Raw genomic sequence first — 24,972 nt, forward strand, 5'->3', positions numbered from 1 at the left:
TGATGAGCGTCGACGAGCTGCGCGCCGAGGTGCTGATGGGGCCGAGTGCCCACCACGTGGATCCCGAGGCGCTGGACGCGCGGCTCGCGGCGGCGGAGGGGACGACCGCGGTGACGGTCGCGGTCACCGTGTCGCGCTTCGTGCGCGCGGAGTAGCGGCGGGCGTGCCGCCGGCCCCGCGTCAGTACGTCTCGCGCAGGCGCTCCTGGTCGACCACCGCTTCGCGGTCCGCGAGGCGGCGCAGGCCCGCGAGGGGCTGGGCCATCCGGTGGTTGCCGCGGAGGACCGGCTCGGCCCGGTCGAGGAAGGCCCAGTACCCGGCGGTCACCGGGCAGGCGTTCTCGCCCAGGCGCACCTTCGGGTCGAAGCGGCAGCCGCCGCAGTAGTCGGACATCCGGTTGATGTAGGCGCCGCCCGAGGCGTACGGCTTCGTCGCGACGACGCCGCCGTCGGCGTGCTGGGACATCCCGATCACGTTCGCCGGCATCACCCACTCCGTGCCGTCGACGAAGACGTCCACGAACCAGTCGTTGAGCTCCGCCGGATCCCACCCCCGCTGCAGTCCCCAGTTGCCGAGCACCATCAGGCGCTGGATGTGGTGCGCCCAGCCGTGCCGGTGCACGTCGTCGAGCGTCTCGTGCAGGCAGTTCGCCTCGATGCCGCTCGGGTCGAGAGCGAGCAGCTCGGCGGGCAGCGGCGTGGAGGCGCCGAGCGCGCGGCTGCGGTTCCGATACTCCGGTCCGAGGTGCCAGAACAGGTTCCAGACGTAGTCGCGCCAGCCGAGGATCTGGCGGATGAACCCCTCCGTCGCCGCGATCGGCGCGCCCCCGGCGGCGTACTCCGCCTCGGCCGCCTCGACGACCGTCCGCGGATCGAGCACGCCGAGGTTCATCGGGGCGCTGAGCAGCGAGTGGGCCATCGTCCAGTCGCCCGAGAGCATCGCGTCCTCGTAGGTCCCGAAGTCGCCCAGGCGCGACGACACGAAGTCGGCGAGCGCCGCCTCGGCCTCGGCGGGCGTCGCGGCGAATCGGCGCGGACCGTCGGCGCCGACCAGGCGGACCGCCCCCTCGGCCTCCCAGCGCGCGAGGTCGGCGCGCACCTCCTCGTCGATGTCGTCCTCCTCCGGCCACCACGGGTCCGGCAGGCCGAGCCGGGAGGCGCCCTTGGGCGGAGGCTGGCGGTTGTCGTGGTCGTAGTTCCAGCGGCCGCCCTCGGGCTGGTCGCCGCGCATCAGCACGCCGGTGCGCTCGCGGCTCCACCGGTAGAAATCCTCCAGCAGCAGGCGCTTGCCCGAGCGGGAGAGCGCCCACTCGCGGAAGTCCTCCTCGGCCGTGATGAAGCCGCGGCTGGGCAGGACGCTCATGCCGAGCCTGCGGGCGAGGCGGCGGCCGCCGCGGGTCGGCGGGTCGATCACCTCGAGGTCGTCGCGCCCGGCGAGGGCCTCGCCGAAGGTCTCGGAGCGGACGTACTCGGCGCGGTCCCCGAGCTCGCGGGCGCGGTGGCGGAGCGCCGACAGCAACAGCTGCGCCTTGGCGCGGTGCATCGGGCGGCGCCCGAACGCCGATCGGGCCTCGACCAGCAGCATCGGACCGCCGTCGTCGAAGGCAGGGCCGAGCTGGCCGATGACGCTCCAGCGGGTGCGAAGGGGTCTGCTCATCCTCGGAGGCTAGGCGGACGGATCCGGCGCCGGTAGGAGTTGCGCGGCACGGATGTGCAGCCGCCACGTATTGCACCCCCGCCCCCGATGCAGAAGTCTCGGAGCGAGCGCGGCGGATCCGACCGCGCACCGACGCGACGAAGCGAGGAGGCCGCCATGGCCCACCACGACCACGACAACGAGCACCACGAGGGTCACGAGCACCACGACCACCACGAGGGTCACGACGAGCACACCGCCGGCCACGGCCGTCACGTCGCCGAGGGCACGAGCACCGAGGACACCGAGGGCGGCGAGTACACCTCGACGGAGGGCGTCTCGCACACCGCCGGCGAGGCCGAGGGCAGCTACGTCGACACCTCGGTCAACGAGCAGAGCACCGCCGACAAGGGCAGCTACGTCGACACCAGCGCCGCGGGCACCTCCGCCGAGGGCGAGGGCGAGTACACCGACCGCGACGAGTGACCCGCGCCCGGGCGCCGCGCGTCCCGCCGGGACACCGCGCTCCGGCCGGTGTCCCGGCGGGGAGCCGGCGCCTCGGCGGGGAGGTGGTCCGCCGGCCCTTCAGGCGGGCTTCAGCGGGGCCGCGGCTAGCCTGGGCTCGCGCGGGGCCCCGCGCGCCGAGCCCGGGGAGGCCGCCATCCGCATCCTGGTCGTCGACGACGAGATCAACCTGCTCCGCGCCCTCGAGACGGGCCTGGAGGCCGAGGGCTTCGCCGTGGACACCGCGACCACCGGCACCGACGCCCTCTGGTACGCGCAGGAGGCCGACTACGCCGCCATCGTCCTCGACCTGATGCTCCCGGACGTCAGTGGCTTCCGCGTCTGCGAGCGGCTGCGCGCCGCCGAGGACTGGACCCCGATCCTGATGCTCACCGCGAAGGACGGCGACCTCGACCAGGTCGAGGCCCTCGACACCGGCGCCGACGACTACCTCACCAAGCCGTTCTCGTTCCCGGTGCTCGTCGCGCGGCTGCGTGCCCTCATCCGCCGCGGAGCCGCCGAGCGGCCCACGGTGCGAGTCGTCGGCGATCTCGTGCTGGATCCGGCGTCCCGGAGCGTCGAGCGGGGCGGAGTCGCCGTGCCGCTGACCGCGCGCGAGTTCAGCGTCCTCGAGTACTTCGTCTCGCGGGCGGGCGAGGTCGTCTCCAAACGCGACGTCCTCGGAGCCGTCTGGGACTTCGACTACGACGGCGACCCGAACATCGTCGAGGTCTACGTCCGCACCCTGCGCAACAAGATCGACCGGCCCTTCGGCCGCGACACACTCCGCACCCGGCGCGGGGCGGGCTACACGCTGGTGGCCGGGTGAGCCGCCGGAGCCTGCGGACCCGCATCACCGCGGCCGCGACCGCCGTGGTGGCCGCCGCCGCGCTCCTCGGGAGCGTGCTCTTCGTCCTGATCCTCTCCTCCGTGCTCGCCTCGAGCGCCGCCTCCGCCGCCGACGCCGAGGCGGAGCGGGTCGCGGCGCTGGTCGAGCAGGGCGGCCCGGAGGCCGTCCGCGGCTCGGAGGGACTGGTCCAGCTCGTGGTCGACGGGCGGGTGACCGCCGCGGGCGAGGACGCGGAGGACCTCCCTCCGCTCGCGCTGGCCGAGAGCGACGACCCGGTCACGGTCGACATGGACGACGAGGGGGCGGTGGTGGTCGCCGCCCGAGAGCTCGACGACGACTCCCTCGTCGTGGTCGGCGTGCCCGACGAGGGCCGCGAGGAGGCGGTGTCCACGACGATCGGGCTGCTCGCGGTCGCCGTCCCGCTGCTGATCGCGCTGGTGGCGGTGGTGTGCGCCGTCGTCGTCGGCCGGGCGCTGCGCCCCGTGGAGCGGATGCGCGCGGAGGCCGAGGCGGTCACCTCCTCCGCCCTGGACCGCCGGATCGCCGCTCCCGGCTCCGGCGACGAGGTCGACCGGCTGGCGCACACCCTCAACCGGATGCTCGATCGGCTGCAGAGCGGGCAGGAGCGGCAGCGGCGCTTCGTCTCGGACGCCTCGCACGAGCTGCGCTCCCCCGTCGCGGCGCTGCGCCAGACCGCGGAGGTGGCGCTCGCGCACCCGGACCGGCTCGACTCCGCCCGGCTGGCGAGGACGGTCGCGGAGGAGTCGGTGCGGCTCGGCGGGCTGATCGAGGGCCTGCTGCTGCTCGCCCGGTCGGACGAGGCGCGCCTGGCCCTGGCGGCGGCCCCGGTGGACCTCGACGACCTCGCCCTCGGCGAGGTGCGGCGCCTGCGCGACTCCGGAGCCCGAGTCGACGCGAGCGGGATCTCGCCCGTGCAGGCGGTGGCCGACGAGGCCCTGCTCTCGCGGGCGCTGCGGAACCTGGTCGACAACGCGGTGCGGCACCGCTCCTCGCAGCTGGCGCTCTCGACACGGGTCGACGGAGCGGAGGCGGTGCTCGCGGTGGACGACGACGGGCCGGGGATCCCGGCGGCGGAGCGCGAGCGGGTGCTCGAGCGCTTCGTCCGCCTCGACGAGGGCCGGGCGCGCGACGCCGGAGGGTCGGGCCTCGGCCTGGCGATCGTCGCCGGGATCGCGCGGGCCCACGGCGGACGGGTCGTCGTCGGCGACTCGGCGCTGGGCGGCGCCCGGGTCGAGGTGCGGGTGCCGCTCGTCCGCTGAGCGGGCGCTTCAGGCCTGCTTCAGCGCCCGACCGCGAGAGTGCTGGAGGCGTCGACGAGCGGCGCCGGGACGGAGCCATCGTGCAGAAGAAGACGAAGATCATCGCCGGGATCGCCGGAGCGGTCGTGCTGATCGGAGCCGGGACGGGCATCGCCTACGCGGCGACCGACGGCTTCGAGGGGTCCGACTCCCTCACCGGCAGCGACCTGGACCGCGCGAGCGAGGCCGCGCTCGCCGAGATCGGCGGCGGGACCGTCACCTCGGCCGAGCGCGACGACGACGGCGCCACCGGCTACGAGCTGGACCTGACCGACCGCGCCGGCCTCGAGTACGAGGTGCGCCTCGACGACTCCTTCGCCGTCGTGTCCGTGGACCCCGACGACCGCGCCCTCCAGGCCGGCTCCGGCGACGACGGCGTGCCTGCCGGCGACCCGACCACGGCCGCCGTTGACCCGGACGACCTCACCGGCGACGACCTCGCCCGCGCGAGCGAGGCGGCGCTGGGCGCCGTCGGCTCCGGGACCGTCACCGAGGCCGAGCGCAGCGACGACGCCGACCACGCCTTCGAGGTGGAGGTCACCCGCGAGGACGGCACGGACGTGGACGTCGAGCTCGACGCCGCGTTCGCCGTGCTCTCGACCCAGGAATAGCGCTCTAGCGGCCGCCGGGGCCCTTCGCGGCCCCGGGTGCGGCACCGCTGCCCGCGGGGGCGCCGACGCCGGTCGCTGCACCGCGAGCGCCCGGGCCGTTGCCGCCCGCGTTGCCGTTGCCGTTGCCGTTGCCGTTGCCGGGAGCGTTCCCGCTGTTGCCGGGTGCGCCACCGCTGTTCCCCGGAGCGTCGCCGCTGCTCCCCGGAGCGTCGTCGCTGGGAGCGGCTGGGGTCTCCTCCGCGGGCTCCTCCGGCTCGGTCGGCGTCTCCTCCGGCTCCGACTCCTCGGGCGAGGGGGCGGGGTCGTCCTCGGTCTCGACGGGGGCCGGCGTGTCCTCCGGCTCCTCCTCGACCGGGGTCGTCTCCTCGGGAGCCGGTTCGGTCGTCTCGGCCGGTGCCGGCTCCGGGGCTCCCGCGATCAGGGCCTCGAGGTCGCCGCGGACGACGTCGACCTGCGCCTGCACCGTCGCTGCGCGGTCGGAGCTGACGGAGCCCTCGGCGAGCGCGGCGTCGAGCGCCGACTGCAGCGAGGCGAGCTCGGTGAGAGCGCCCTGGTAGTCGTCGGCCGAGGCCTTCTCGGCGACGGCCACCACCGCGTCGTCGAGGGTCTGGGCGGTGCCCTCGTCGATGCCCTGCGGCGCGGAGGAGCATCCGCTCAGCAGCAGGACCGAGGCGAGCACGGCGCCGGCGGCGCGCAGTCGGAGGCCCCTCACGAGCGGATGCTCTCGCGCAGCTGACGGAGGTGGTCGCCCAGCTCGCCGCCCACCTGCGGCAGAGGCGACTGGGGACCGTCGATCAGGATGATCGCGAGCCCGACGGCGACCGCGACCAGCGCGAGCACCAGCACGATCAGCCACGGGCTCGGGCCGCGGCGCTGCGGAGGGGCGGCCGCGGAGCGGAGCGGAGCCGTGCGCGGCGCCGGAGCGGTCTGCGGTGCCGGAGCGATCCGCGGTGCCGGAGCGATCCGCTCGGTCGCGGTGAAGCGCTGCGTCGGAGCGATCGCCTCCGTGGCCGGGTACGCGTCGGCCGCGAGCCGGCGGGTCGGGTCGAGCGCCTCCGTCCGCGTGATCGGCTCGGTCTCGGCGAGCGGCTCCGTCGACATCACCCGGGTGGCGGGGACGTCGGGGACGACGATGGCCGCCGGCGGGGAGTCGCGCCGCGGATCGATCAGGCGGCGTGCCGACTCCGCCACCTGGAGCGCGGCGGGACGCTCGCCGGGCTCGCGCCGCGTCATCGAGGTCAGGAGCGAGGTCCAGCCGCTGCCGAGCGACTCCGAGACCTCGGGGTCGCGGAGCAGGCGGGCGAGCGTGACCTCGATCGCCGAGCCCGTGAACGGGCGGCGGCCGGTCAGCGACTCCAGGAGCACCAGGCCGAGGGAGTAGATGTCGCTCGCCGAGGTGACCGGGTCGCCGTGCGCCTGCTCGGGGCTGAGGTAGGCGGCGGTGCCGATGAGGGTGCCGGGCGCGGTGATCCGCGTCGCGTCGATGAGGGAGGCGATGCCGAAGTCGGCCAGCTTCGGGCGGAACTCGCGGCTGGTCAGCGGGCTCGGGACGAGCAGCACGTTCGACGGCTTCACGTCGCGGTGCACGACTCCGGCCGCGTGGACCGTGTGCAGGGCCTCGCCGAGGTCGCCCGCCATCGAGGCGACGTCGTTCGGCGCGACCGGGCCCTCGGCGAGCCGCTCGGACAGGCTCGGGCCCTCGGCGAGCTCCATCACCATGTAGGCCTGGCCGTTGGTGTCGTCGCCGCCGTCGTGCGCGTCGTAGAGGGTGACGAGGGCGGGGTGGTTGAGCGCCGCGAGCAGCCGGATCTCGGACGCCTTGCGCTGCAGGTCCTGCGCGTCGTCGATGCCGGGGGCGAACATCTTCAGCGCGACGGAGCGGCCGAGGACGCCGTCTCGCGCCCGGTAGACCGTGGCCATGCCGCCGCGGCCGATGAGCTCCTCGATCGTGTACCGGCCGTCGACCGTCGTCCCGACGATGCGGGTGTCGCCTGTCCGGTGGGATGCCACGGGTCCTCCTCGCGGTCGGCGGCGGGTGTGCCGCGCCCCCCGGTGCGACCGTCGACCCAGGGTAGTACGCCGACCCTGCACGCCGCCCTCCCCCGGCCGGGCTGTCAAGCGGGTGCCCCCGCGCGCGCGCCGACGTAGCGTCGGAGGTCCCGACGAAAGGCGACGACATGGACCAGGACCGCACGGAGCAGGACGACCAGGGCTCGACCATCGGCAAGCCGGACGGGGCGGCTCCCGCCACCTCCTCCGAGAGCGAGACCATCGAGAAGGACATCTCGGAGTCGCCCGGCAGCGAGCGCGAGACCGAGGCCAAGCAGGACTCGGATCCGGCGGAGAGCCGCACCGAGGTCTCCGGCTCGGCCGAGGTGAAGGCCGTGCCCGGCACGGGCGGCCCGGACGACGTGGGCGACGTCGAGGTCGACCCCGACGAGGTCTCGCTGAACGGCAAGCCGTTCCCGGGTCACGCGGGCACGAAGTAGGACGCCCGGGAGGGGCGGGGCCGCGGCTCCGCCCCTCCCGGGCTCTCCGGTCCGCCCACCACCGGTCGTCCGCCCTCGCCCGGAGGTTCCGCAGACCGCGCGGATCGTCCCGCGCCTGTCAGGCGAACGGCGTCAGGCGATCGGCGTCAGCAGGCCCGGGTCGCGGCGGTCGACCGTGCGGGAGTTGTTCACGCGGCGGTCGACCGGGTGGGCCGTGACGGTCGAGGCCATCGCGACGGACGCCCGGTCGAGGGTGGCGAGCATCTCCTCGGCGGAGGCGAGCGGAGCCGGGTCGAGCCAGGCGTCGCGCACGTCGGGCGTGAGGAACACGGGCATCCGGTCGTGCACCTCGCCGGAGGCGTCGCGCGCCTCGCGGGTGATGATCGTGAAGGAGACGCGCCAGTCGTCGCCCTCCTTGCGGGCCGTGTAGAGACCGGCCGCGGCGAGGATCGGCTCCTCGCCCTGCAGGAACCAGGGCTGCTTGCCGTCGGCGCGGGTCTCCCACTCGTAGTACCCGCGCATCGGGACGATCGCGCGCTGCTTGGCGAACGCCCCGCGGAACAGGCCGTTCGTCGCGACCGACTCGAGGCGCGCGTTGATCGGCGAGGGCCCCCTGCCCTTCGACCAGGACGGGGTGAAGCCCCAGGACGCGAGCTCCAGCTCGCGCTCCCGCTCGCCGTCGTGGAGCCGCTCGCGCACGATCGGCGCGACGTCGGTGGGAGCGACGCTGTAGTCGGGCGCCCAGTCCTCGGCGCGCCCGCCCGCGGCGACGAACTCGCGGATCAGCTCATCGGTCTCGGAGTCCATCGCGAAGCGGCCGCACATGCGGGACAGGCTACGCCGCACCTCCGACGCCGCGCGAGGCGCCTAGTCCGACCACCCGGGACTTCGCGGACCAGAAGCGCATCAGCGCGCCGGCGAGGATCGAGCCCAGCGCGCCGGCGGCGAGATCGCCGAGCGTGTCCTCGTAGCCGACGAAGATCGAGGAGTCGATGAAGCGGTGCCCCGCCCACTCGCCCCACTCCCACAGGACGCCCGCCGTCGTCCCGAAGCAGGCGCAGAGCACGACCGCCGGGAGCAGCGGCCCGCGATCGCCCGCGACGGCCGGCACGACTCCGGCCCGCGCGGCGACGATGTAGGCCACCGCGGCGATCAGCCCGTTGAGCCCGCAGTGCACGACCAGGTCCCACTGCGGCCAGGCCTCGTAGAGGCCGAGGACGCTGCTCCAGGACGCCACGAGCAGCGCGAGCCCGAAGAGGGCGTCGAGCGCCGGACGGATGCCGAGGAAGCGCGGCAGCACCAGCCCGATCGCCGCGAGCGCGAGCACCGCCACGTCGACCAGGTCCCAGCCGATCGCGGCCGCCACGATGCTCGCCGCCCCGATCGCGCGGATGCCGTCGGCCGTCCACTCCCCGCGGGTGCGCGGGGGCACCAGGAAGGTCTCGACGAGGGCGGAGCCGCTCACGGGTTCGTGAAGCGCAGCACGGCCTGGACCGGCTCGTGGTCGGAGGGCGCCGCTCCCCCGTAGCGGACGGCGTTGATCCCCGCGGAGACGACCTCGAAGGCGCCCTCGCTGACGAGCAGCCAGTCGATCCGCTTGCCCGGCGCCGGCGCGCGGTAGTTCGAGAAGGTGCTCCACGAGTGGGTGAGGTGCTTCTCCGCCGTCTCCCACGCGTCCGCGAGGCGGCCCTCCTCGAGGATCGTCCGGTAGGGGACGGTGTCGACGTCGGTGTTGGTGTCGCCCATCACGATCGCGGGGCGTCCGAGCTCGAGGACGCGGCGGGCGATCAGCTCGGCGGAGCGCTGGCGCGAGCGCCGCGAGATGTGGTCGAAGTGGGTCGAGATCACGGTGAGCTCGCGGCTGGTCGCGTGATCGGTCAGCTCCGCGATCACGGCGGTGCGCGGGATGCGGTTGCCCCAGCTGCGCGAGCCGGCGACGTCCGGGGTGTCCGAGAGGGCGATCTGGGTCCAGTGCCGGACGGCGTAGCGGCTGCGGTCGACGAAGAGCATCACGCGCTCGCCGCCGCGGTCCGCGTCCCGGCCGAAGCCCATCGCCTCGAAGGAGGAGCCCAGCGCCTCGTGCACGGCGGCCGACTGGTCCGGCAGCGCCTCCTGCACGGCGAGGATCGAGGGGCGCTCCTGCTCCAGCACCCGCTGGACGAGCGGGCGGCGGCGGTCCCACTGGTCGACGGCGCGGGAGGTGAGGCGCGGCATCCGCCGGCGGATGTTGTAGGTCATCACGTGCAGATCGGGCGCCTCGGTCGGGCCGATCAGAGGCGTCGCGTCGGTCATCACTCCACCCTACGGGGGCGGATCGAGGTGCCACGGAGGCTTGCGGTGACCGCTCCCGGCCGCTCTACTTCGGACATGCCCCTCTCCCAGGACCTCACCGCCCTCGCCGACGAGCGCTTCGTCTCGCTCACCACGTTCCGGAAGTCCGGGGACGCCGTCTCGACCCCGGTCTGGATCGCCCGCGACGGCCACGAGCTGATCGTCACCACTCCCCGCCGCAGCGGCAAGGTGAAGCGCCTCCGCAACGACGCGCGGGTGACCCTCGTCCCCTGCGACCGCCGCGGCCGCGTCTCCGACTACGCGGTGCCGGTCGAGGCCGCCGCGGAGATCGACGCCGACCCCGGCGAGGTCGAGCGCCTGGGCCGCGTGTTCCTGGCGAAGTACCGGCTCGAGTACCGCGTGTTCCTCCTGATCGAGGGCCTGGTCACCCGCGCCGACCGCACCCGCGTGATGCTCCGCGTCTCCGACCGCTGACCCGCACCGCCCTACACCCCCGGAGGCTCCCGCCGGAAGGCCTGGGGGCCGCCGGACCCCGGGTCTACCGTGGGGCGATCGCCGGTGCCCCTGCGCGCTTCCCGCGCGCGCTCCGGCGGCAGTCAGAAGGAGCACGCAATGAGCATCGGAGCAGGGATCTTCCTCCTCGTCGTCGGCGCGGTCCTCGCCTTCGCGGTGGACGTGCAGGTGTCCGGGATCGACCTGAAGCTGGTCGGCTACATCCTCATGGCGGCCGGAGCGGTCGGCCTGATCCTCGGGCTGGTCCTGCTGACGCGCCGCCGCCAGGCCGTCTCGACCACGCGCTCGGCCGTCGACCCGGCCAGCGGCGAGCAGGTCACCCGCCGCTCGAGCGAGAGCGACGGCCCGCTGATCTGATCGGCGGAACGACGAAGGGCGGGACCTCGCGGTCCCGCCCTTCGTCGTTCACGGCCCTACTCGGCGGGCTCGTCCGGCTCGCCGCCGGAGACGGTGTCGGTGTCGCCGCCACCGGAGGAGGTGTCCGTCCCGGTGCCGTCGGGGAGGTCCTCGGTCTTCTCGGTGTCCTCACCCGTGGTGCGGTCGGTGCTCATGGCGCTCTCCCTTCGCGTCGGCGACCTGCCGACCCTCCCACTCTGCTCCGCCCGCGCCTCGCGGGGCAGGGGGTAGCGGAGGCGGAGGGCGGCGTGGAAGGCGCCTACTCCTCGACGACGATCGTGGTGATGACCGGGTTCCGGCGGTGGCGGCGGGTCAGCCAGCGGCCGAGGGTGCGCGTGATCAGCGCCTCCATGGCCTCGAGCTCGACCGGCTTGCCCGCGGCCTGCAGGACGGCGTCGTCGATCGCCTTGCTCGCATTGGCCTTCCAGCCCGGCTCCTCGACGAAGCCGCGGGTGAAGAACTCGACGGGCTCGCCGAGCGTGCCGCGGTCGAGGTCGGCGATGGCGAGGACCGTGATGGCCCCCTCCTCGGCGAGGACGATGCGGTCGTTCATCGCGTCCTCGGTGGCGACGCCCATCGTGGTGCCGTCGACCAGGATCTGGTCGGCCGGGATGCGCCCGCTGATGCGCGAGCGGCCCTTCACCAGGTCGATCGAGACGCCGTCCTCGATGACGAAGACGTCCTTCTCGTCGATCCCGGTGCGCGTCGCGATCGCCGCGTTCGCGGTGAGGTGGCGCCACTCGCCGTGCACGGGGAGCACCGCGGTGGGGCGCAGGATGTTGTAGCAGTAGGCGAGCTCGCCCGCGCTGGCGTGGCCCGAGACGTGCACCTTGGCGTTGCCCTTGTGCACGACGGTGGCACCCCAGCGGGTGAATGCGTTGATGATCCGGTAGATCGCGTTCTCGTTGCCGGGGATCAGCGAGCTGGCCAGCAGCACGGTGTCGCCGGGGCCGATGTCGATGATGTGGTCCTTGTTGGCCATGCGCGAGAGCGCCGCCATCGGCTCGCCCTGCGAACCGGTGCAGATCATCACGATCTCGGTCGCGGGGAGCTTCTCGAGCACCTTCATGTCGACGACGAGGCCGGCCGGGATCTTGAGGTAGCCCAGGTCGGCGGCGATGCCCATGTTGCGGACCATCGAGCGGCCGACGAAGGCGACCTTGCGGCCGTGGCGCTGCGCGGCGTCGAGGACCTGCTGGATGCGGTGCACGTGGCTCGCGAAGCTGGACACGACGATGCGGCGCGGCGCGGTGCGGAACACCTGGTCGATCGCGGGGGCGAGGTCGCCCTCCGAGATCGCGAAGCCGGGGACGTCGGCGTTCGTGGAGTCGACCAGGAACAGGTCGACGCCCTCGTCGCCGAGGCGCGCGAAGCCGGGGAGGTCGGTGGTGCGCCCGTCGAGCGGGAACTGGTCCATCTTGAAGTCGCCCGTGTGCAGCACGAGGCCGGCCTCGGTGCGGATCGCGACGGCGAGCCCGTCCGGGATGGAGTGGTTCACGGCGAGGAACTCGAGGTCGAAGACGCCGGCGTCGATCCGGTCGCCCTCCTTCACCGGGCGCGTGCGCGGCGTGATGCGGTGCTCCTGCAGCTTCGCGCTGATCAGCGCGAGGGTGAAGGTCGAGGCGATGATCGGGATGTCGCCGCGCTCCTTGAGGAGGTACGGCACGCCGCCGATGTGGTCCTCGTGGCCGTGGGTGAGGACGATGGCCTCGATGTCCTTCAGGCGCGAGCGGATCGCGGCGAAGTCGGGGAGGATCACGTCGATGCCGGGCTGGTTCTCCTCGGGGAAGAGGACGCCGCAGTCGACGATGAGCAGCTTGCCCTTGTGCTCGAAGACGGTCATGTTGCGGCCGATCTCGCCGAGGCCGCCGAGCGGAGTGATCCGCATGGCGCCCTTCTCGAGGGGCTTGGGCTTGGGGAGCTCGAGGTGGTGGCGGGCGGGCTTGGCGGTTCTGGCGTTTCTCATGCGGTTCTTCCGGGAGGGAGTGGCTGGACGCGGGCGCGCGGCGCAGGGTCCGACCGCGCGCCCGGTCGGGCCGCGGTGATGTGTCGCTCCGGCGCTGTGAGCGCTGTCGGGAGCGGGTGGAGGTGTGCGGGACGGGGCCGGGCGGGGCCGCTCTCAGCGGGCGGTGCCGTCCGTGCGGCGCGCTCTCGCGCACCGACCGTCCCGTACATCCTGCCAGCGTTCCCTGGGTCGCGGGTCCAGGAGGCGGGATCCGGGCCTCGCAGGCGCTCAGGCGCGCGCGTCCTCGACCTCTCGCCGACCCACCGCGTCCTGGCGGCTGCGGAGGAGCTGGCGGCCTGGCGCGCGTGACGGGCGCCGTTCGATGGCTTTACTGCGCTTCACTCGATCTGGATAAAGCACAGTAAGACTCCTGAACCGGCCCGTATGGATGCCGTCGACAATCCCTACACGCCGAACGCGGGAGCGCGACCGGAGATCCTCATCGGCAGAGACGAGCAGACCCAGGCGTTCCGCACGCTGCTGACGCGCCTGCGACGGGGCCGCACGAACCAGTCGATGACCATCACGGGGCTGCGGGGCGTCGGAAAGACGGTCCTTCTCAACGGCTTCCGGACGATCGCCCAGGAGGAGAACGGGGACAGTGATCGAGTTCGAGGCGGTCAAGCACGACGAGGGCCGGTTCCGCCAGGTGCTGGCATCCCAGCTCAAGGCGGCACTCCTCCGCCTGTCTCCCCGCGCGAGATGGACTGACCGCGGGAGGCACGCCGCCGCGGTCTTGAGCGCCTTCGCGGTGTCTGTCGGAGCGGACGGCGAGTGGTCCATCGGATGGGATGTACCGCTGGCAGAAGGAGTGGCCGATCATCGGGATCTCGGACTGGACCTGACGGACGTCCTCGTCGCCGTGGGTGAAGCGGCGGCCGAGCAGGGCGAGGGGATCGTCCTGCTCATCGACGAGGTCCAGTTCCTCGACTCACCGCAGCTCGAAGCGCTCATCCAAGCCATCCACAAGACCGTGCAGCGGAGCCTCCCCGTCACGTTCGTCGGTGCCGGTCTTCCGCAGATCGCCGAGCTGGTGGGCGATGCGAGATCGTACGCCGAGCGGCTCTTCACCTTTCCGCGGATCGACTCGCTCGATCACGACGAAGCGGTAGCGGCTCTCCGAGAGCCGGCAGCGGCCGAGGGCGCGGTCTACGACGACGACGCTGTTGAACTCGCAGTCGAGATCACGACCGGATACCCCTCTTTCATCCAGGAACTGGGCTACCAGGTCTGGACGGTGGCTGAGAACGATCGCATCCACCGGGAGGACGTCGAACTGGCGAGGGAGGCCTACGAGGCGAAGCTGGACAGCTCCTTCTTCCGCGTGCGACTCGATCGGGCGAGTCCACTTCAGACCGCGTACATGCGAGCCATGGCGGAGCTCGGACCAGAGCCCCAGAAAGCGGGCGACGTCGCGGCGCTTCTGGAGCGCGCGTCCACTCAGCTCGGATCGGTCCGCGCGGAGCTGATCGGGATGGGGCTCCTGTTCACTCCCGAGCACGGGTACGCCGCGTTCACTGTTCCGGACTTCGACCGGTTCATGAAGCGTGCAGTCCCCGTCTTGGAGGTGCCTCCCGTAGTGAGCCGGGGAGCCCGTCGAGCACCCGCCACCGAGGTCTGAGCCAGGCCGCACCCGTTCACGGCCGCCCGGCGTCAGGACTCGTCGGCCTCGAAGCGCAGGGACCGGTCGGCCACCGGCAGCCCGGAGTCGCGCACAGCGGCCTCGATCGCGGCGTGCCCGCCGTCGGGCGCGACGATCCGCAGGCCGTCCTCGGTCGCCCAGTAGGCGGTGACGCCGTGCTCCTCGACGAGGGTCGTGAGCAGCGCGGCGGTCCGCTCCTGCTCGCCGGGACCGACGGTGATCGCGGCCCAGGGACCGGAGATCTCGACCGGGGCGCCCCGCTCCGCGCCCGCAGCGTCCCGCAGGTCCTCCGCCGCCCGGACGATCGGGAGCAGCGCGGGCAGCCCGCCGGAGACGTCCTCCAAGGAGTCGAGGGCGAAGGACCCCTCGCGGAGCGACGCGTGCAGCTCCAGGTCGCGGCCGAGCCCGTCGATCCGCTCGAGCAGGGCCGACGCGTCGACAGCGGGAGCGGGGCACGCGGCGGTCGGCTCCTCCGCGCCCGCGAAGGAGAGGGTGTTCCCGCCTGCGGACGTCGCCCGGAACGACCACAGCACCGGATCCGCGTACTCGGTCGCGCAGGCCGTCGCGAGGGCGTCGGCGAGCGCCGGCTCCTCGACCGCGACCCCGACCCAGGAGGTCGGCGGGCCGAACGCCGGCGCCTCGACCCAGCGCTCGGCGCCATCGAGGGAGACTCCGGGCACCGCGGCGACCTCGCTCGTCAGACGGTCGAAGCCGGCGTCGGGCCGTGCGAACGGCGTCTCGTCGATCGTCCAGACGAGGAGCGTCAGCCCGCCGGCAGCGAGGGCCGCGGCGAGGACGCCGGCGACGGGGAGGAGGAGGCGACGGGACACGCCCCCATCCTCGCTCCCCTCCTCCGCGGCGTCACGTGAACATCGGGCGAACGGACGGTGCGTCGGCGACGACGGCTCCCGCCCGCGGCCCGGCCCGCGCCGCTACTGCCCGGCGCCCATCCCGCCGTCGATCCGGTACTGGGCGCCCGTGATGAACGAGCTCTCGTCCGAGGCGAGGAAGAGCACCAGCGCGGCGATGTCCGAGGCCTCGGCGTAGCGTCCGAGCGGGATCCCGGCCTCGTAGGCGGCACGCTGCTTCTCAGCGTCGCCGCCGCCCGCCTCGATCGAGCGCATCATCCGCGTGTTCACGGGCGACGGGTGGATCGAGTTGACCCGGACGCCGGTGCCCGCGACCTCGAGGGCCGCGCTCTTGGTGAGCCCGGCGACCCCGTGCTTCGAGGCGACGTAGGGGCTGAGGCCCGGGGCGCCGTTGAGCCCGGCGACGGAGGAGGTGTTGATCACGCTGCCCCGCCCCTGCTCGATCATCCGCGGCAGCACGGAGCGGAGCCCGAGGAAGGCACCGCGCAGGTTGATGCCGATGACGCGGTCGAAGTCCTCGGGGGCCGTGTCGACGATCGACGCCACCCTCCCCTCGATGCCGGCGTTGTTGAAGAAGACGTCGATCCCGCCGAAGGCGTCGACGGTCGCGCTCACGTAGCGGTCGACGTCGTCGGGGTCGGAGACGTCGGCGCGGACGGTGAGGACGCGCCCCTCCGCCTCGAGGCCCGCGGCCGCCTCGTCGAGCGCCGACTGGTCGATGTCGACCAGCACGACGCGGGCTCCGGCGTCCAGGAGCGCGCGGGCGGTCGCGAGGCCGATGCCTCCGGCGCCGCCGGTGATGATCGCGGTGCGGTCGGTGAAGTCGGTCATGGTGATTCCCTTCGTCGTCCGTGGTGCGGGGCGGCGGCGGTGCCGGCCCGCTCCCAGCACGCTAGGCGGCGGCCGGCCGCCTGCCACGGGGGTCGACCTCCGCGGGGGGCAGGGGTTACCGGCGCAGTCCCGAGACGAGCGCGAGGAGCCCGTCCATCGACTCGACGACGAGGGGCGGGAGGTCGCCGCGCTCGGCGACGAAGGCGATCGGGGTGGTCGCGACGACGTGCCCGGCGAGCTCGCCGTCGACGTGCACGACCAGGAGGCCCGCCCCCTCGGCCTCGGGGGTGCCGACCACGACCTCCCGCCCGCCGAGGAAGCCGGTCCGCGGATCCTTCCGGGCGGAGCGGATCCACGCGGGCAGCGGCTCCTCGGCGACGTACCTCGAGAGCGCGTCCTCGAGCGACGGGCAGGTCACGTCCTCCTGCGGCAGCCCGAGGCGGTGCGCCTCGAAGCCGCCGTCGACCGGCGTGATGAAGCCGAGCACGGCCTCCGGCTCCCGCGGGTCCTCGGTGCGGGCGCGGACCCGCCAGCCGTCGTCGCCGACCGGGTCGAGCTCCACGTCGTCGACGGTCGCGGGCAGTGCTGTGCGGATCACGGGTGGTCCTTCCTCGAGGGACCGTCCAGTCCACCGGACGGCGGAGGGCGCGTCACCGGGGTTGACGACGGTCGCACCACCCGCATCGAGCACGCCCGCTCCGGACGCGTCCGACTGCTCCCGCTCCGGCACAAGGCCCAGCGCGCGGGCCGCCGTCTCCGCTTGACTGGGGGCGACGCGCCGACCCTCGGCGCACCCGGGAGGCGACATGGCGAACCACCGTTTCGAGCTGCGGTCCGGCCGCGGGATGGGCGTCTCGGCGGCGGGCGATCCCGTCGCCGACCGGCTGGTGGTGTTCTGCCACCCCACTCCCGGAGCGGGCGGCTTCGACCCCGACCCGACCGTCACCGGTCCGTGGGGTCTGCACCTGCTGATCCTCGACCGCCCCGGCTACGGCGCCTCGGACCCGGTCGACGCCGCTCACGGCCGCGTCGAGGACCGCGCGGACGACCTCGCCGAGTACCTGCGCCGCTCCGAGCGCACCGCCCGCATGGTCGAGGGCGCCCGCTTCGGCAGCGTCGGCGTGGTCGGCTGGGGCTCCGGCGGCGCGTTCGCGCTCTCGCTCGCGGCCCGGCACCCCGACCTCGTGGACCGCCTCGCGCTGGTCGGCACCCCCGCGCCCCCTCAGGCCGGCGTGATCGTGCACCCCACCAGCGCGTGGGAGCGGCGCGAGACCCTCCGCGGGGAGGACGCCGACGCGATCGCCGCCGCCCTCCCGCAGACGCAGCCGGGCCTGGACGCGCTCGGGATCGACTCCGACGACCCGGTGCTCGCCACCCACGGCGGACTGCGCAACCGGCTGGAGCGGATGCTCTCCGAGGGCTGGCGGCAGGGCCCGAGCGGCGCCGCGACCGACCTCGCGGCGCTCCGCGACGGCTCCTGGGCCGACGACCTCGACCGGGTGACCGCCGAGACGCTCCTGGTCCACGGCGACGCGGACCCGGTGGCGAGCGCCGAGGACGGCCGCTGGTACCGCGGCCGCCTCGCGCGGGCGCGCACCGTGACGGTCGACGGGGCCGGCCGGCTGGCGCTGGTGCGCGAGTGGCGCCGGATCCTCGACCACGTCGCTCCGCTCGAGCGCGGGGCGGAGGGCCGATGAGCCGCCTGGGCGCGGGCCCGCTCGTGCTCGTGTCGGCGATGGCGGTCTCGGGAGTCGTGCACCTGGTGCACCCGCGGACCTTCGACGCGGTCGTCCCGCGAGGGATGCCCGGCTCGGCGCGCGGATGGGTCCTCGTCTCGGGAGCGGCGGAGCTGGTCTGCGCGGCCGCGACGCTGCACCCGCGGACCCGCGCGGCCGGCGGTCTCGCCTCCGCCGCCCTGATGGCCGCCGTCCTCCCCGGCAACGTGCAGATGGCGCGGGACGCCCGTCGGCCTCGGACCCGGGTGATCACGCTGCTGCGCCTCCCGCTCCAGATCCCGCTCGTGCTCTGGGGTCTTCAGGCGGCACGCAGCCGCTGACGCAAGCCCGCGCGGGCGCGGATCGCCCGCTGCTACCGTCCAGGCATGACCGACCAGAGCGCGGACGACCGCCACGACCAGCTGACCAGCGCCCCGAAGGCGACGGAGGCCGACGCGGCCCCGCGCATCGAGGTCTCCACCACCGAGGCCGGCGACACCCGCATCGACATCCGCGAGGACGCCGCCGTGCGTCCGGGCCGTGTCGACGAGAACGGCGACGAGCTCGACGAGAGCCGCGACGATGCCTGAGCGCCGCCGTGCCGCCCTCGTCTACAACCCCGTCAAGGTCGACCTGGAGTCGGTGAAGGCCGCTGTGAAGCGCGCCGAGGAGGCCGCCGGCTGGGAGGAGACGCTCTGGTACGAGACCTCCGTCGAGGACCCCGGAGCCGGTCAGACGAAGGAGGCCCTCGCCGCGGGCGCCGACGTCGTGATCGCGGCCGGCGGCGACGGGACGGTCCGCGTCGTGGCGGAGGCCCTCCGCGGCTCCGACGCCTCGCTCGCGCTGCTGCCCTCCGGCACCGGCAACCTGCTCGCCCGCAACCTGAACCTCACGCTCGACGACATCGACAACTCCCTGACCGTCGCGTTCTCCGGACAGGACCGGGCGATCGACGTCGGGATGATCGACATCGAGACCTCCACGGGCCGCGACCGCCACGCCTACGTCGTGATGGCGGGCCTCGGGATCGACGCGAAGATGCTCGCCAACACCGACGACGACCTCAAGAAGCGGGCCGGCTGGCTCGCCTACGTGGACGCGCTGCGGAAGGCCCTGCTCGACAAGAACCAGCTCGAGTTCCGCTACCGCCTCGACGGCTCGAAGACCCGCAAGGTGCGCGCGCACACGATCATCGTGGGCAACTGCGGCGCCCTGCCGGCGAACATCCTCCTGCTGCCGGACGCGGCCGTCGACGACGGCGAGTTCGACATCGTCCTGCTGCGCCCCGAGGGCTTCTTCGGCTGGGTGCAGATCATCTTCAAGGTGGTGTGGGAGAACGGCGTGCTCCGCCGCAGCGGCGTCGTCGGCAAGAAGCTGATGGGGCTGACCAAGGAGGTGTCGGCCCTGCGGTACGTGAAGGGCCGCGACCTCACGGTCCGCCTCGAGCACGCGCAGGAGATCGAGCTCGACGGCGATCCGTTCGGCTCGACCTCGGCGTTCCGCACCTGGATCGAGCCCGGCGGGCTGACGGTGCGCGTCCCGGCGTAGCGCCGGCGGCGGCCGGGCGGATCCGCCCGGTCCGCCTCCCGCCGGGAGAGAGGATCGTCATCCCTCCCGGCGGAGGCGTCTGCTCCGAGCAGGGCGGTGCAGTGCGGCTTCGGGTACCGCACCCCATGCACCTGCATGAACACGGCGACTGTAGTGCGGAATCCGTCGCCGCCGCAACGATCCGCGGGGCTCCGGCGGCTCGAATGGGTAGTTCCACCGTGCGATGCTCCGTGGCCGCGACGGATTCCGCAGCTGACTCGCCCCGGCAGGAGCGTCATCGCCCGTCCGTCGATCGACGAGGCTTCTCCTCGGCACGGTGCCGACACGCGCACGAAACGCCCGCCCGCTAGCGTGCGGACATGACATTCCGTGCGTCAGCCGCGCTCAGCGCGCTCGTGGCCTCCTCCCTCCTCCTCGCACCCGCCGCCATCGCCTCCCCCGCCGCCCGCGCGGGCGCCGTCGACGGGGGCACCAGCGCCGGCGATCCGTACTTCCCCGGCCTCGGCAGCAGCGGCTTCGACGCCCTCACCTACAGCCTCGTCCTGAAGTACGATCCGGCGACCCGGGCCCTCGGCGGCAGGGCCGTGGTCACCCTCGCGCCCCAGAAGGACCTGCGCTCGCTCTCCTTCGACCTGACCGGCCTCACCGTCTCGAAGGTCACCGTCAACGCCGGGGGCGCCCGGTTCTCGCAGTCGGGGGACGAGCTGACCGTCACGCCCGCCCGGACCCTCCGGAAGGGCCTGCCCGCGCTGGTGAGCATCGACTACGCCGGGACCACCGGGAACCCCGTCGACGGCACCGGGGCCCCCTTCGGCTGGTGGTCGACGGACGACGGCGCCCTGGTCGCCAGCGAGCCGGACGGCGCCTCGACCTGGTACCCCGTCAACGACTCGCCCGCCGACAAGGCGCGCTACACCTTCAGCATCACGGTCCCGGAGGGCCGGACGGTCGTCGCGAACGGCCTGCCGGTCGGCTCCCCCACCACGTCGAAGGGGTGGACGACCTCCCGCTGGGTCGAGACCAGCCCGATGGCGAGCTACCTCGCCATGGTGAACATCGGCGACTACGACCTGGTCCGCTCCACCCAGGGCGGCGTGACGACCATCGACGCGATCGACCGGGACATCACCGGCGACTCCCGCGCCCGCACCGAGGCGGCCCTCGCGAAGCAGGGCGCGATCATCGACTACTTCTCCTCCGTCTTCGGCCCGTACCCGTTCCGCTCGGCCGGAGCCGTGGTCGACGACGAGCGGATCGGCTACGCCCTCGAGACCCAGGGCCGCTCGTTCTACTCCGGCGGCGCGGACGAGTCGACCGTCGCGCACGAGACCGCGCACCAGTGGTACGGCGACAGCGTCACGCCGGAGACCTGGTCCGACATCTGGCTGAACGAGGGCTTCGCGACCTACGCCGAGTGGCTCTGGGAGGAGCACACCGGCGGCGCGAGCGTCACCGAGTCCGCCGCCCGGGTCGCCGCCGCTCCCGCCGACGACCCGTTCTGGTCGACCGCCGTCGCCGACCCCGGAGCCGCGGGCCTCTTCGACGCGCCCGTCTACGCCCGCGGCGGCCTGACCCTCGTCGCCCTCCGCGACCGGATCGGCGCGGACACGTTCGGCGTGCTGCTGAAGCGCTGGGCCTCCGAGAACCGCTACTCGAACGCGACGACCGCCGACTTCCAGGCCCTGGCCGAGAACGTCTCCGGCTCCGACCTGGCGGACTTCTTCGACACCTGGCTGCGCACGCCGGAGAAGCCCGCCGGTCTCTGACCCCCGGATCGCCGCGGCGCGGCCGGGGTGTCAAGGAGGGACGGCAGGTCGGCCCGAGCCGATACCGTCCCTCCATGGGCTTCTTCGACCGCAACGACTCCTCGACCAGCGCCGCAGCGCCGCAGCCGAGCGCACCCGATCCGCAGCGGCGGGTCTGGAGCGACGGCCTCGGCCGGTTCGCCACCCGCTGCCTCCAGGTGGTCATCGTCCTCCTGCTGGCCTCGGTGCTCGTCTTCGCGATGACGCAGCTCACGCTGGTGCTCATCCCCGTGATGATCGCGCTCATCCTCGCCGCGGCGATCCACCCGGTCCTGGCGTGGATGCGGCGCAAGGGCGTGCCGTCGATCCTCGCGACCTGGCTGGCGCTGATCGGGCTGCTCGCGATCCTCGGCGCGGTCGGCTGGCTGATCACGGTCGCGGTCCGCAACCAGTGGGACGAGCTGGTCAGCAGCGCCTCCGACGGCATCACCTCGCTGCAGGACTACGTGCAGCACCTGCCGTTCCAGATCACCGACGAGCAGATCGAGTCCGCCCGCCAGTCGGTCGTCGACTTCCTCACCTCCAGCTCGTTCGGCAACGGCGCGCTCGCGGGCGTCTCCGCAGCGGCGAACTTCATCACCGGCCTCGTGCTGATGATCGTGGTGCTCTTCTTCTTCATGAAGGACGGCCCGAAGATCTGGGAGTTCCTCCTGCGCCCCTTCACCGGCTCGGGCTACGAGCGCGCCAAGCGCGTCGGGCACAAGACGGTCGACGTGCTGGGCGGCTACGTCCGCGGAACGGCGACCGTCGCGGCGGTCGACGCGATCGGCATCGGCGTCGCGCTGGCGATCATCCAGGTGCCGCTGGCGATCCCGCTGGCCGTCATCGTCTTCCTCACCGCGTTCATCCCGATCGTCGGAGCCACGGCCGCCGGCATCCTCGCCGCTCTCGTCGCCCTGGTCGCCAACGGCCCGGTCGCCGCGCTGATCGTGATCCTGGTCGTCATCGGGGTCAACCAGCTCGAGGGCAACTTCCTCCAGCCGGTCGTGATGGCGCGCTCGCTGAAGCTGCACCCGCTGATCGTCCTGATCGCCCTGACCGTGGGCACCGTCCTCGCCGGCATCGTCGGCGCCGTGCTGGCCGTGCCGATCGCGGCCGTCGTCTGGGGCATCGTCTCGATCTGGAACGGACCCTCCGACCCCGCCGAGCCCGCGCGGCAGAAGCGCGCCGAGACGGTCTAGGCCCCCGGGATCGTCGAGCGCGCGCCTAGCGCTCGACGATCCCGTCGCGCAGCGCCTGCCGGCGGAGCGAGATCTTCGTGCCGACGGCCAGCCCCTCCGCCCGGTACTTGCCCCGGGCGCTGCGCAGCGAGCTCCGCGCGGCGTCCTGGGTGATGCCGAGGAGCGTGGCGACCTGCTTCAGCGGCATCCCGTCGACGAAGAGGCGGACGATCTCCCGCTCGCGGTGCGTCAGGGTGCCCGGGCGGTCGGCCCCGAGCAGCTCCCGCGTCTGCGCCGTCAGGAAGCGCTCGTCGCGCGCCGCCGCCCGGATCGCCGCGAGGATCGTCTCGGTCCGCTCGCTCTTGACCACGTAGCCGTGCGCTCCGGCCTCGAGCGCCCGGCTGATCGTCCCCGGCTCGGAGTGCGTGCTGATGATGATCGTGGCGGCGCCGGCGGCCGCGATGATCCGGATCTTCATGGCGAGGTCGAGCTCGTCGCCGAGGTCGATGTCGAGCAGCACCACGTCGGTCGGGAAGGCCGGGTGCGCGAGCAGGTCCGTCCAGGTGCCGGCCGTCGCCGCCACGCGGATGTCCGTGCCCGAGCGGCGGATCCACTCCGCCAGCGCCGCCAGCAGGATCGGGTGGTCGTCGAGGATGGCCAGCGTGATCGCGGGCTCGTCGCTCATGTCGTCGTCCTCCTGCGGGGCCGGTGGGCGACGAGGATCCTCGTCGCGCCGTGGTCGGTCGTCGTGCGGTGCTCGCCGAGCTCGCTGAGGATGCCCCAGACCGAGCGGTCGAGGTCGCGGGCGCGGATGCCCGCGGCGACCAGGGCGAGCTCCACCCCGCCGCTCTGGCCCGGCTCCAGGCGGACGGCGAGCGGAGTCCTCCCCGCGGGGGCGGTGAGCAGCCAGAGCACCGAGAGCAGCCGCGAGCGGTCGAGCGGGGCCAGCAGCGCCGCAGCCCCGCTCGGATCGTCGATCGCGACAGCGGAGGACAGCAGCGCCGACTCCTCCACCGCGATCCTCAGCCAGGTGCGGTCGTGGCTGCGGGCGAGCGCCTCGCGGAGCTCGTCTCCGAGCACCCGCGCCCGCTCGCCCAGCTCCTCGTCCAGCGGCACCGGCGTCCGGACCCGTTCGAGGAGCTCCTCGATGCGGGCGTCCACCTGCGAGAACTCGTCGTCCGCGGCGTGGACGGTGCCGTCGGCCAGGCTGCGGTCGAGCGTGCGCCGCACGTACTGGTCGAGCGAGGTGAGCACGACGACGCACACGGCCGCGGGCGCGACGGCGAGGAGGACGTTGCTCACCGCGAGGGCGGCGCCTCCGTCGCCGAGGAGCGCCTGGCCGACGAGGCCGAGCGCCGTGAGCCCGACCAGGACCACCAGAGCGAGGAACGAGCGCGAGAGCGGCTGGAAGGTGATCAGCGCGATCACGCCCGCGCCCACTCCCACGCAGACCGACGGGTAGTACATCGGAGCCGGTGTCGGCAGGGCGTGGTCGGCGAACTCGAGCAGCAGCGCGGCCACGTCCACAGCGAGGACGCCCGCGAAGACCCGGCGCGGCAGCTCGCCGTGGCGGCGGAGGGCGATCGAGACCCCCACCGCGCTCGCGACGACGACCAGCAGCCAGGAGAGTCCGCTCAGCCAGGTCGCGGACCGCGCGTCGAGGGACCAGAGGTACGAGATCACTCCGCGGATGTCGAGCAGCACCGCCATCGTGAGGAAGCCCAGCCCGAGGTAGCTCCCGCTCAGGCGGTTCGGCCGGGTGAGGCGCTCGCGGATGCTCCACAGCGCGCCCGGGCTCCTGTCCGCCGCCCGGACCAGCTCCAGGAGCGTCCCCTCCTCCTGCCGCGACCCGCTCACAGCGGCACGCTCAGCAGCACGGTCGCGCCGGACCCGGGCGCCGAGAAGACCCGGACCTCGCCGCCCACCGTCTCGATCCGGCCGACGACCGACTCCGCGAGGCCGAGGCGTCCGGCCGCCACCGCGGCTGGGTCGAAACCGCGCCCCTCGTCCGAGACGACGACGCGGAGCGAGCCCGCCTCCTCCGCCACGCTCACGTGGGCCAGGGCCGCTCCGGAGTGGCGCCGCACGTTCTCGAGGCACTCCCCGGTCGCGCGCACCACGGCGTCGAGCACCTCCGGTCGGATCCGCGGCTGCGCACCGCCGTGCCAGCGCACCTCCACGCCCACCGCCGCCGACCGCCGACCGAGCGCGAGGAGCGCCTCCGGCACCCCGGCCGCCCCGTCCGGGTCCGGCTCCTCCACCGTCTCCAGACCGCGCAGGAGGGCCAGGTCGGCGGCGGCCCGGTCGCGCAGCACGGGAGCGGGTACGCCCTCCCCCCGGTGCGCCACCAGCGTCAGCGTCGCCAGGATCGTGTCGTGCATCAGCCGCGCGTCGGCGCGGTGCCGGGACTCGCTCTCGCTCGAGCGGCGCTCGGCGTCGTGGGCGGTCCGGAGGCGGGCGGTGCCGACGTGCGCACGCGCGACGCAGCCCGCGAGCCACCGCGCGGCGGTCAGGAGCAGCGCCCAGCAGACGACGACCGAGATCAGGACGAAGGGAGCGCGCCCGGACGCGCCCGTCGCCGCCGCGCCGAGGGCGAGGACCGGGAGCAGCGCGAGGACCGCGGCCCACGGCATGCCCCGCCAGGAGCCGACGGCGAGCAGCGCGCACGGCAAAGCCATCGAGGCGAGCATCGTGATCCCGCCCAGAACGGCGCGGAGGGAGGCGTCGACGCCCGGCGAGAGGAAGGCGGCGAGTGCCGCGACGTCCAGCGCGGATCCCAGGATCACGG

29 protein-coding genes are annotated in these 24,972 nt (G+C 73.8%); 15 read left to right on the forward strand and 14 right to left on the reverse strand.

The genetic code is table 11. The annotated features are described in order from the left end of the window. Positions 1 to 180: 180 nt before the first annotated feature. Complete coding sequence (locus tag C5C33_RS15285; RefSeq protein ID WP_104261530.1) at positions 181 to 1,656, reverse strand: cryptochrome/photolyase family protein; 1,476 nt, start codon at positions 1,654 to 1,656, stop codon at positions 181 to 183. A gap of 156 nt (positions 1,657 to 1,812) precedes the next feature. Between C5C33_RS15285 and C5C33_RS18665 the strand changes: the two genes are divergently transcribed. The 4 genes from C5C33_RS18665 (at position 1,813) to C5C33_RS15305 (ending at position 4,919) form a co-directional block, all read left to right on the forward strand. Beyond that, the gene (locus C5C33_RS18665; protein WP_181027115.1) at positions 1,813 to 2,121 is read left to right on the forward strand and encodes a hypothetical protein; all 309 of its coding nucleotides are present in this window, start codon (positions 1,813 to 1,815) and stop codon (positions 2,119 to 2,121) included. Positions 2,122 to 2,296: 175 nt separating this feature from the next. Next, positions 2,297 to 2,968 (forward strand): response regulator transcription factor, encoded by a 672-nt coding sequence (locus C5C33_RS15295; protein WP_104222956.1) that lies wholly within the window; start codon positions 2,297 to 2,299, stop codon positions 2,966 to 2,968. After that, positions 2,965 to 4,269: a cell wall metabolism sensor histidine kinase WalK gene (locus C5C33_RS15300; RefSeq protein ID WP_104261531.1), complete on the forward strand. Its 1,305-nt coding sequence runs from the start codon at positions 2,965 to 2,967 to the stop codon at positions 4,267 to 4,269. The genes C5C33_RS15295 and C5C33_RS15300 overlap by 4 nt, the downstream gene beginning before the upstream one ends. Before the next feature lie 80 nt (positions 4,270 to 4,349). Beyond that, positions 4,350 to 4,919 carry a PepSY domain-containing protein gene (locus C5C33_RS15305; protein ID WP_104226118.1) on the forward strand — a complete coding sequence of 190 codons (570 nt, stop codon included), beginning with the start codon at positions 4,350 to 4,352 and terminating at the stop codon, positions 4,917 to 4,919. 4 nt (positions 4,920 to 4,923) lie between these two features. On the opposite strand, the gene C5C33_RS15310 is transcribed toward C5C33_RS15305, so the two are convergent. Together C5C33_RS15310 and C5C33_RS15315 are read right to left on the reverse strand one after the other, a co-directional pair. Then, positions 4,924 to 5,631 carry a hypothetical protein gene (locus C5C33_RS15310; protein ID WP_104261532.1) on the reverse strand — a complete coding sequence of 236 codons (708 nt, stop codon included), beginning with the start codon at positions 5,629 to 5,631 and terminating at the stop codon, positions 4,924 to 4,926. Then, a complete protein-coding gene (locus C5C33_RS15315; protein WP_104261533.1) occupies positions 5,628 to 6,929 on the reverse strand; it encodes a serine/threonine-protein kinase in 1,302 nt (433 codons plus the stop codon). The genes C5C33_RS15310 and C5C33_RS15315 overlap by 4 nt, the downstream gene beginning before the upstream one ends. 167 nt (positions 6,930 to 7,096) lie before the next feature. Between C5C33_RS15315 and C5C33_RS15320 the strand changes: the two genes are divergently transcribed. After that, complete coding sequence (locus tag C5C33_RS15320; protein ID WP_104222919.1) at positions 7,097 to 7,408, forward strand: hypothetical protein; 312 nt, start codon at positions 7,097 to 7,099, stop codon at positions 7,406 to 7,408. A 132-nt stretch (positions 7,409 to 7,540) separates the two neighbouring features. Here C5C33_RS15320 and C5C33_RS15325 read toward each other — a convergent pair whose 3' ends face one another. Genes C5C33_RS15325 through C5C33_RS15335 form a run of 3 tightly spaced genes read right to left on the reverse strand, consistent with a single transcriptional unit; the run spans position 7,541 to position 9,700 of the window. Next, positions 7,541 to 8,233: an SOS response-associated peptidase gene (locus C5C33_RS15325; RefSeq protein WP_104233062.1), complete on the reverse strand. Its 693-nt coding sequence runs from the start codon at positions 8,231 to 8,233 to the stop codon at positions 7,541 to 7,543. Between the two features lie 10 nt (positions 8,234 to 8,243). Then, a complete protein-coding gene (locus C5C33_RS15330; protein WP_104261534.1) occupies positions 8,244 to 8,873 on the reverse strand; it encodes a hypothetical protein in 630 nt (209 codons plus the stop codon). Further along, positions 8,870 to 9,700, reverse strand: coding sequence for an endonuclease/exonuclease/phosphatase family protein (locus C5C33_RS15335; protein ID WP_104261535.1), 831 nt, complete (start codon positions 9,698 to 9,700; stop codon positions 8,870 to 8,872). Before C5C33_RS15335 ends, C5C33_RS15330 begins: the two co-directional genes overlap by 4 nt. A 75-nt stretch (positions 9,701 to 9,775) precedes the next feature. Here C5C33_RS15335 and C5C33_RS15340 point away from each other — a divergent pair, with 75 nt between their 5' ends. Together C5C33_RS15340 and C5C33_RS15345 are read left to right on the forward strand one after the other, a co-directional pair. Beyond that, the gene (locus C5C33_RS15340; protein WP_104246944.1) at positions 9,776 to 10,174 is read left to right on the forward strand and encodes a PPOX class F420-dependent oxidoreductase; all 399 of its coding nucleotides are present in this window, start codon (positions 9,776 to 9,778) and stop codon (positions 10,172 to 10,174) included. A gap of 138 nt (positions 10,175 to 10,312) precedes the next feature. Beyond that, positions 10,313 to 10,570, forward strand: coding sequence for a DUF6458 family protein (locus C5C33_RS15345; RefSeq protein WP_104222924.1), 258 nt, complete (start codon positions 10,313 to 10,315; stop codon positions 10,568 to 10,570). Between the two features lie 56 nt (positions 10,571 to 10,626). Here C5C33_RS15345 and C5C33_RS18670 read toward each other — a convergent pair whose 3' ends face one another. Together C5C33_RS18670 and C5C33_RS15350 are read right to left on the reverse strand one after the other, a co-directional pair. Continuing rightward, on the reverse strand, positions 10,627 to 10,764 hold the full coding sequence (locus C5C33_RS18670) for a hypothetical protein (RefSeq protein ID WP_159940924.1): 138 nt from the start codon (positions 10,762 to 10,764) through the stop codon (positions 10,627 to 10,629). Positions 10,765 to 10,868: 104 nt separating this feature from the next. Continuing rightward, positions 10,869 to 12,575, reverse strand: a complete 1,707-nt coding sequence (locus tag C5C33_RS15350) for a ribonuclease J (protein ID WP_104222925.1) — start codon at positions 12,573 to 12,575, stop codon at positions 10,869 to 10,871. 423 nt (positions 12,576 to 12,998) lie between these two features. Here C5C33_RS15350 and C5C33_RS19075 point away from each other — a divergent pair, with 423 nt between their 5' ends. Next, a complete protein-coding gene (locus C5C33_RS19075) occupies positions 12,999 to 13,325 on the forward strand; it encodes an ATP-binding protein (protein WP_258063615.1) in 327 nt (108 codons plus the stop codon). Further along, entirely contained in the window at positions 13,216 to 14,235 is a 1,020-nt protein-coding gene (locus C5C33_RS15355; protein WP_258069269.1) for an ATP-binding protein, read from the forward strand. Before C5C33_RS19075 ends, C5C33_RS15355 begins: the two co-directional genes overlap by 110 nt. Positions 14,236 to 14,267: 32 nt before the next feature. Here C5C33_RS15355 and C5C33_RS15360 read toward each other — a convergent pair whose 3' ends face one another. The 3 genes from C5C33_RS15360 to C5C33_RS15370 form a co-directional block, all read right to left on the reverse strand. After that, positions 14,268 to 15,086: a hypothetical protein gene (locus C5C33_RS15360; RefSeq protein ID WP_104246945.1), complete on the reverse strand. Its 819-nt coding sequence runs from the start codon at positions 15,084 to 15,086 to the stop codon at positions 14,268 to 14,270. Between the two features lie 102 nt (positions 15,087 to 15,188). Next, positions 15,189 to 15,956: an SDR family NAD(P)-dependent oxidoreductase gene (locus C5C33_RS15365; RefSeq protein ID WP_104261536.1), complete on the reverse strand. Its 768-nt coding sequence runs from the start codon at positions 15,954 to 15,956 to the stop codon at positions 15,189 to 15,191. Between the two features lie 115 nt (positions 15,957 to 16,071). Further along, the gene (locus C5C33_RS15370; protein WP_104261537.1) at positions 16,072 to 16,554 is read right to left on the reverse strand and encodes a hypothetical protein; all 483 of its coding nucleotides are present in this window, start codon (positions 16,552 to 16,554) and stop codon (positions 16,072 to 16,074) included. 208 nt (positions 16,555 to 16,762) lie between these two features. On the opposite strand from C5C33_RS15370, the gene C5C33_RS15375 reads away from it, so the two are divergent. The 6 genes from C5C33_RS15375 to C5C33_RS15400 all read left to right on the forward strand — a co-directional run bounded on the left by C5C33_RS15375 (position 16,763) and on the right by C5C33_RS15400 (position 22,205). Next, positions 16,763 to 17,653, forward strand: coding sequence for an alpha/beta fold hydrolase (locus tag C5C33_RS15375; protein ID WP_104261538.1), 891 nt, complete (start codon positions 16,763 to 16,765; stop codon positions 17,651 to 17,653). Further along, positions 17,650 to 18,012: a hypothetical protein gene (locus C5C33_RS15380; RefSeq protein ID WP_104222929.1), complete on the forward strand. Its 363-nt coding sequence runs from the start codon at positions 17,650 to 17,652 to the stop codon at positions 18,010 to 18,012. Before C5C33_RS15375 ends, C5C33_RS15380 begins: the two co-directional genes overlap by 4 nt. Positions 18,013 to 18,057: 45 nt before the next feature. Next, on the forward strand, positions 18,058 to 18,261 hold the full coding sequence (locus C5C33_RS15385; protein ID WP_104222930.1) for a multidrug transporter: 204 nt from the start codon (positions 18,058 to 18,060) through the stop codon (positions 18,259 to 18,261). Next, positions 18,254 to 19,219 carry a diacylglycerol kinase family protein gene (locus C5C33_RS15390; RefSeq protein WP_104222931.1) on the forward strand — a complete coding sequence of 322 codons (966 nt, stop codon included), beginning with the start codon at positions 18,254 to 18,256 and terminating at the stop codon, positions 19,217 to 19,219. The genes C5C33_RS15385 and C5C33_RS15390 overlap by 8 nt, the downstream gene beginning before the upstream one ends. 359 nt (positions 19,220 to 19,578) lie before the next feature. Continuing rightward, a complete protein-coding gene (locus tag C5C33_RS15395; protein ID WP_104261539.1) occupies positions 19,579 to 20,985 on the forward strand; it encodes a M1 family metallopeptidase in 1,407 nt (468 codons plus the stop codon). Between the two features lie 74 nt (positions 20,986 to 21,059). Beyond that, entirely contained in the window at positions 21,060 to 22,205 is a 1,146-nt protein-coding gene (locus C5C33_RS15400) for an AI-2E family transporter (protein ID WP_104226105.1), read from the forward strand. Positions 22,206 to 22,230: 25 nt separating this feature from the next. Here C5C33_RS15400 and C5C33_RS15405 read toward each other — a convergent pair whose 3' ends face one another. The 3 genes from C5C33_RS15405 to C5C33_RS18675 form a co-directional block, all read right to left on the reverse strand. Next, positions 22,231 to 22,869: a response regulator gene (locus C5C33_RS15405; RefSeq protein WP_104246949.1), complete on the reverse strand. Its 639-nt coding sequence runs from the start codon at positions 22,867 to 22,869 to the stop codon at positions 22,231 to 22,233. Then, positions 22,866 to 24,041 (reverse strand): hypothetical protein, encoded by a 1,176-nt coding sequence (locus C5C33_RS15410; protein WP_104261540.1) that lies wholly within the window; start codon positions 24,039 to 24,041, stop codon positions 22,866 to 22,868. Before C5C33_RS15410 ends, C5C33_RS15405 begins: the two co-directional genes overlap by 4 nt. Continuing rightward, positions 24,038 to 24,972, reverse strand: a 935-nt coding sequence (locus C5C33_RS18675; RefSeq protein WP_181136265.1) for a sensor histidine kinase, incomplete at its 5' end; no start/stop codon positions are given. The genes C5C33_RS18675 and C5C33_RS15410, both read right to left, overlap by 4 nt.

It is taken from the genome of Rathayibacter sp. AY1H3, assembly GCF_002932015.1.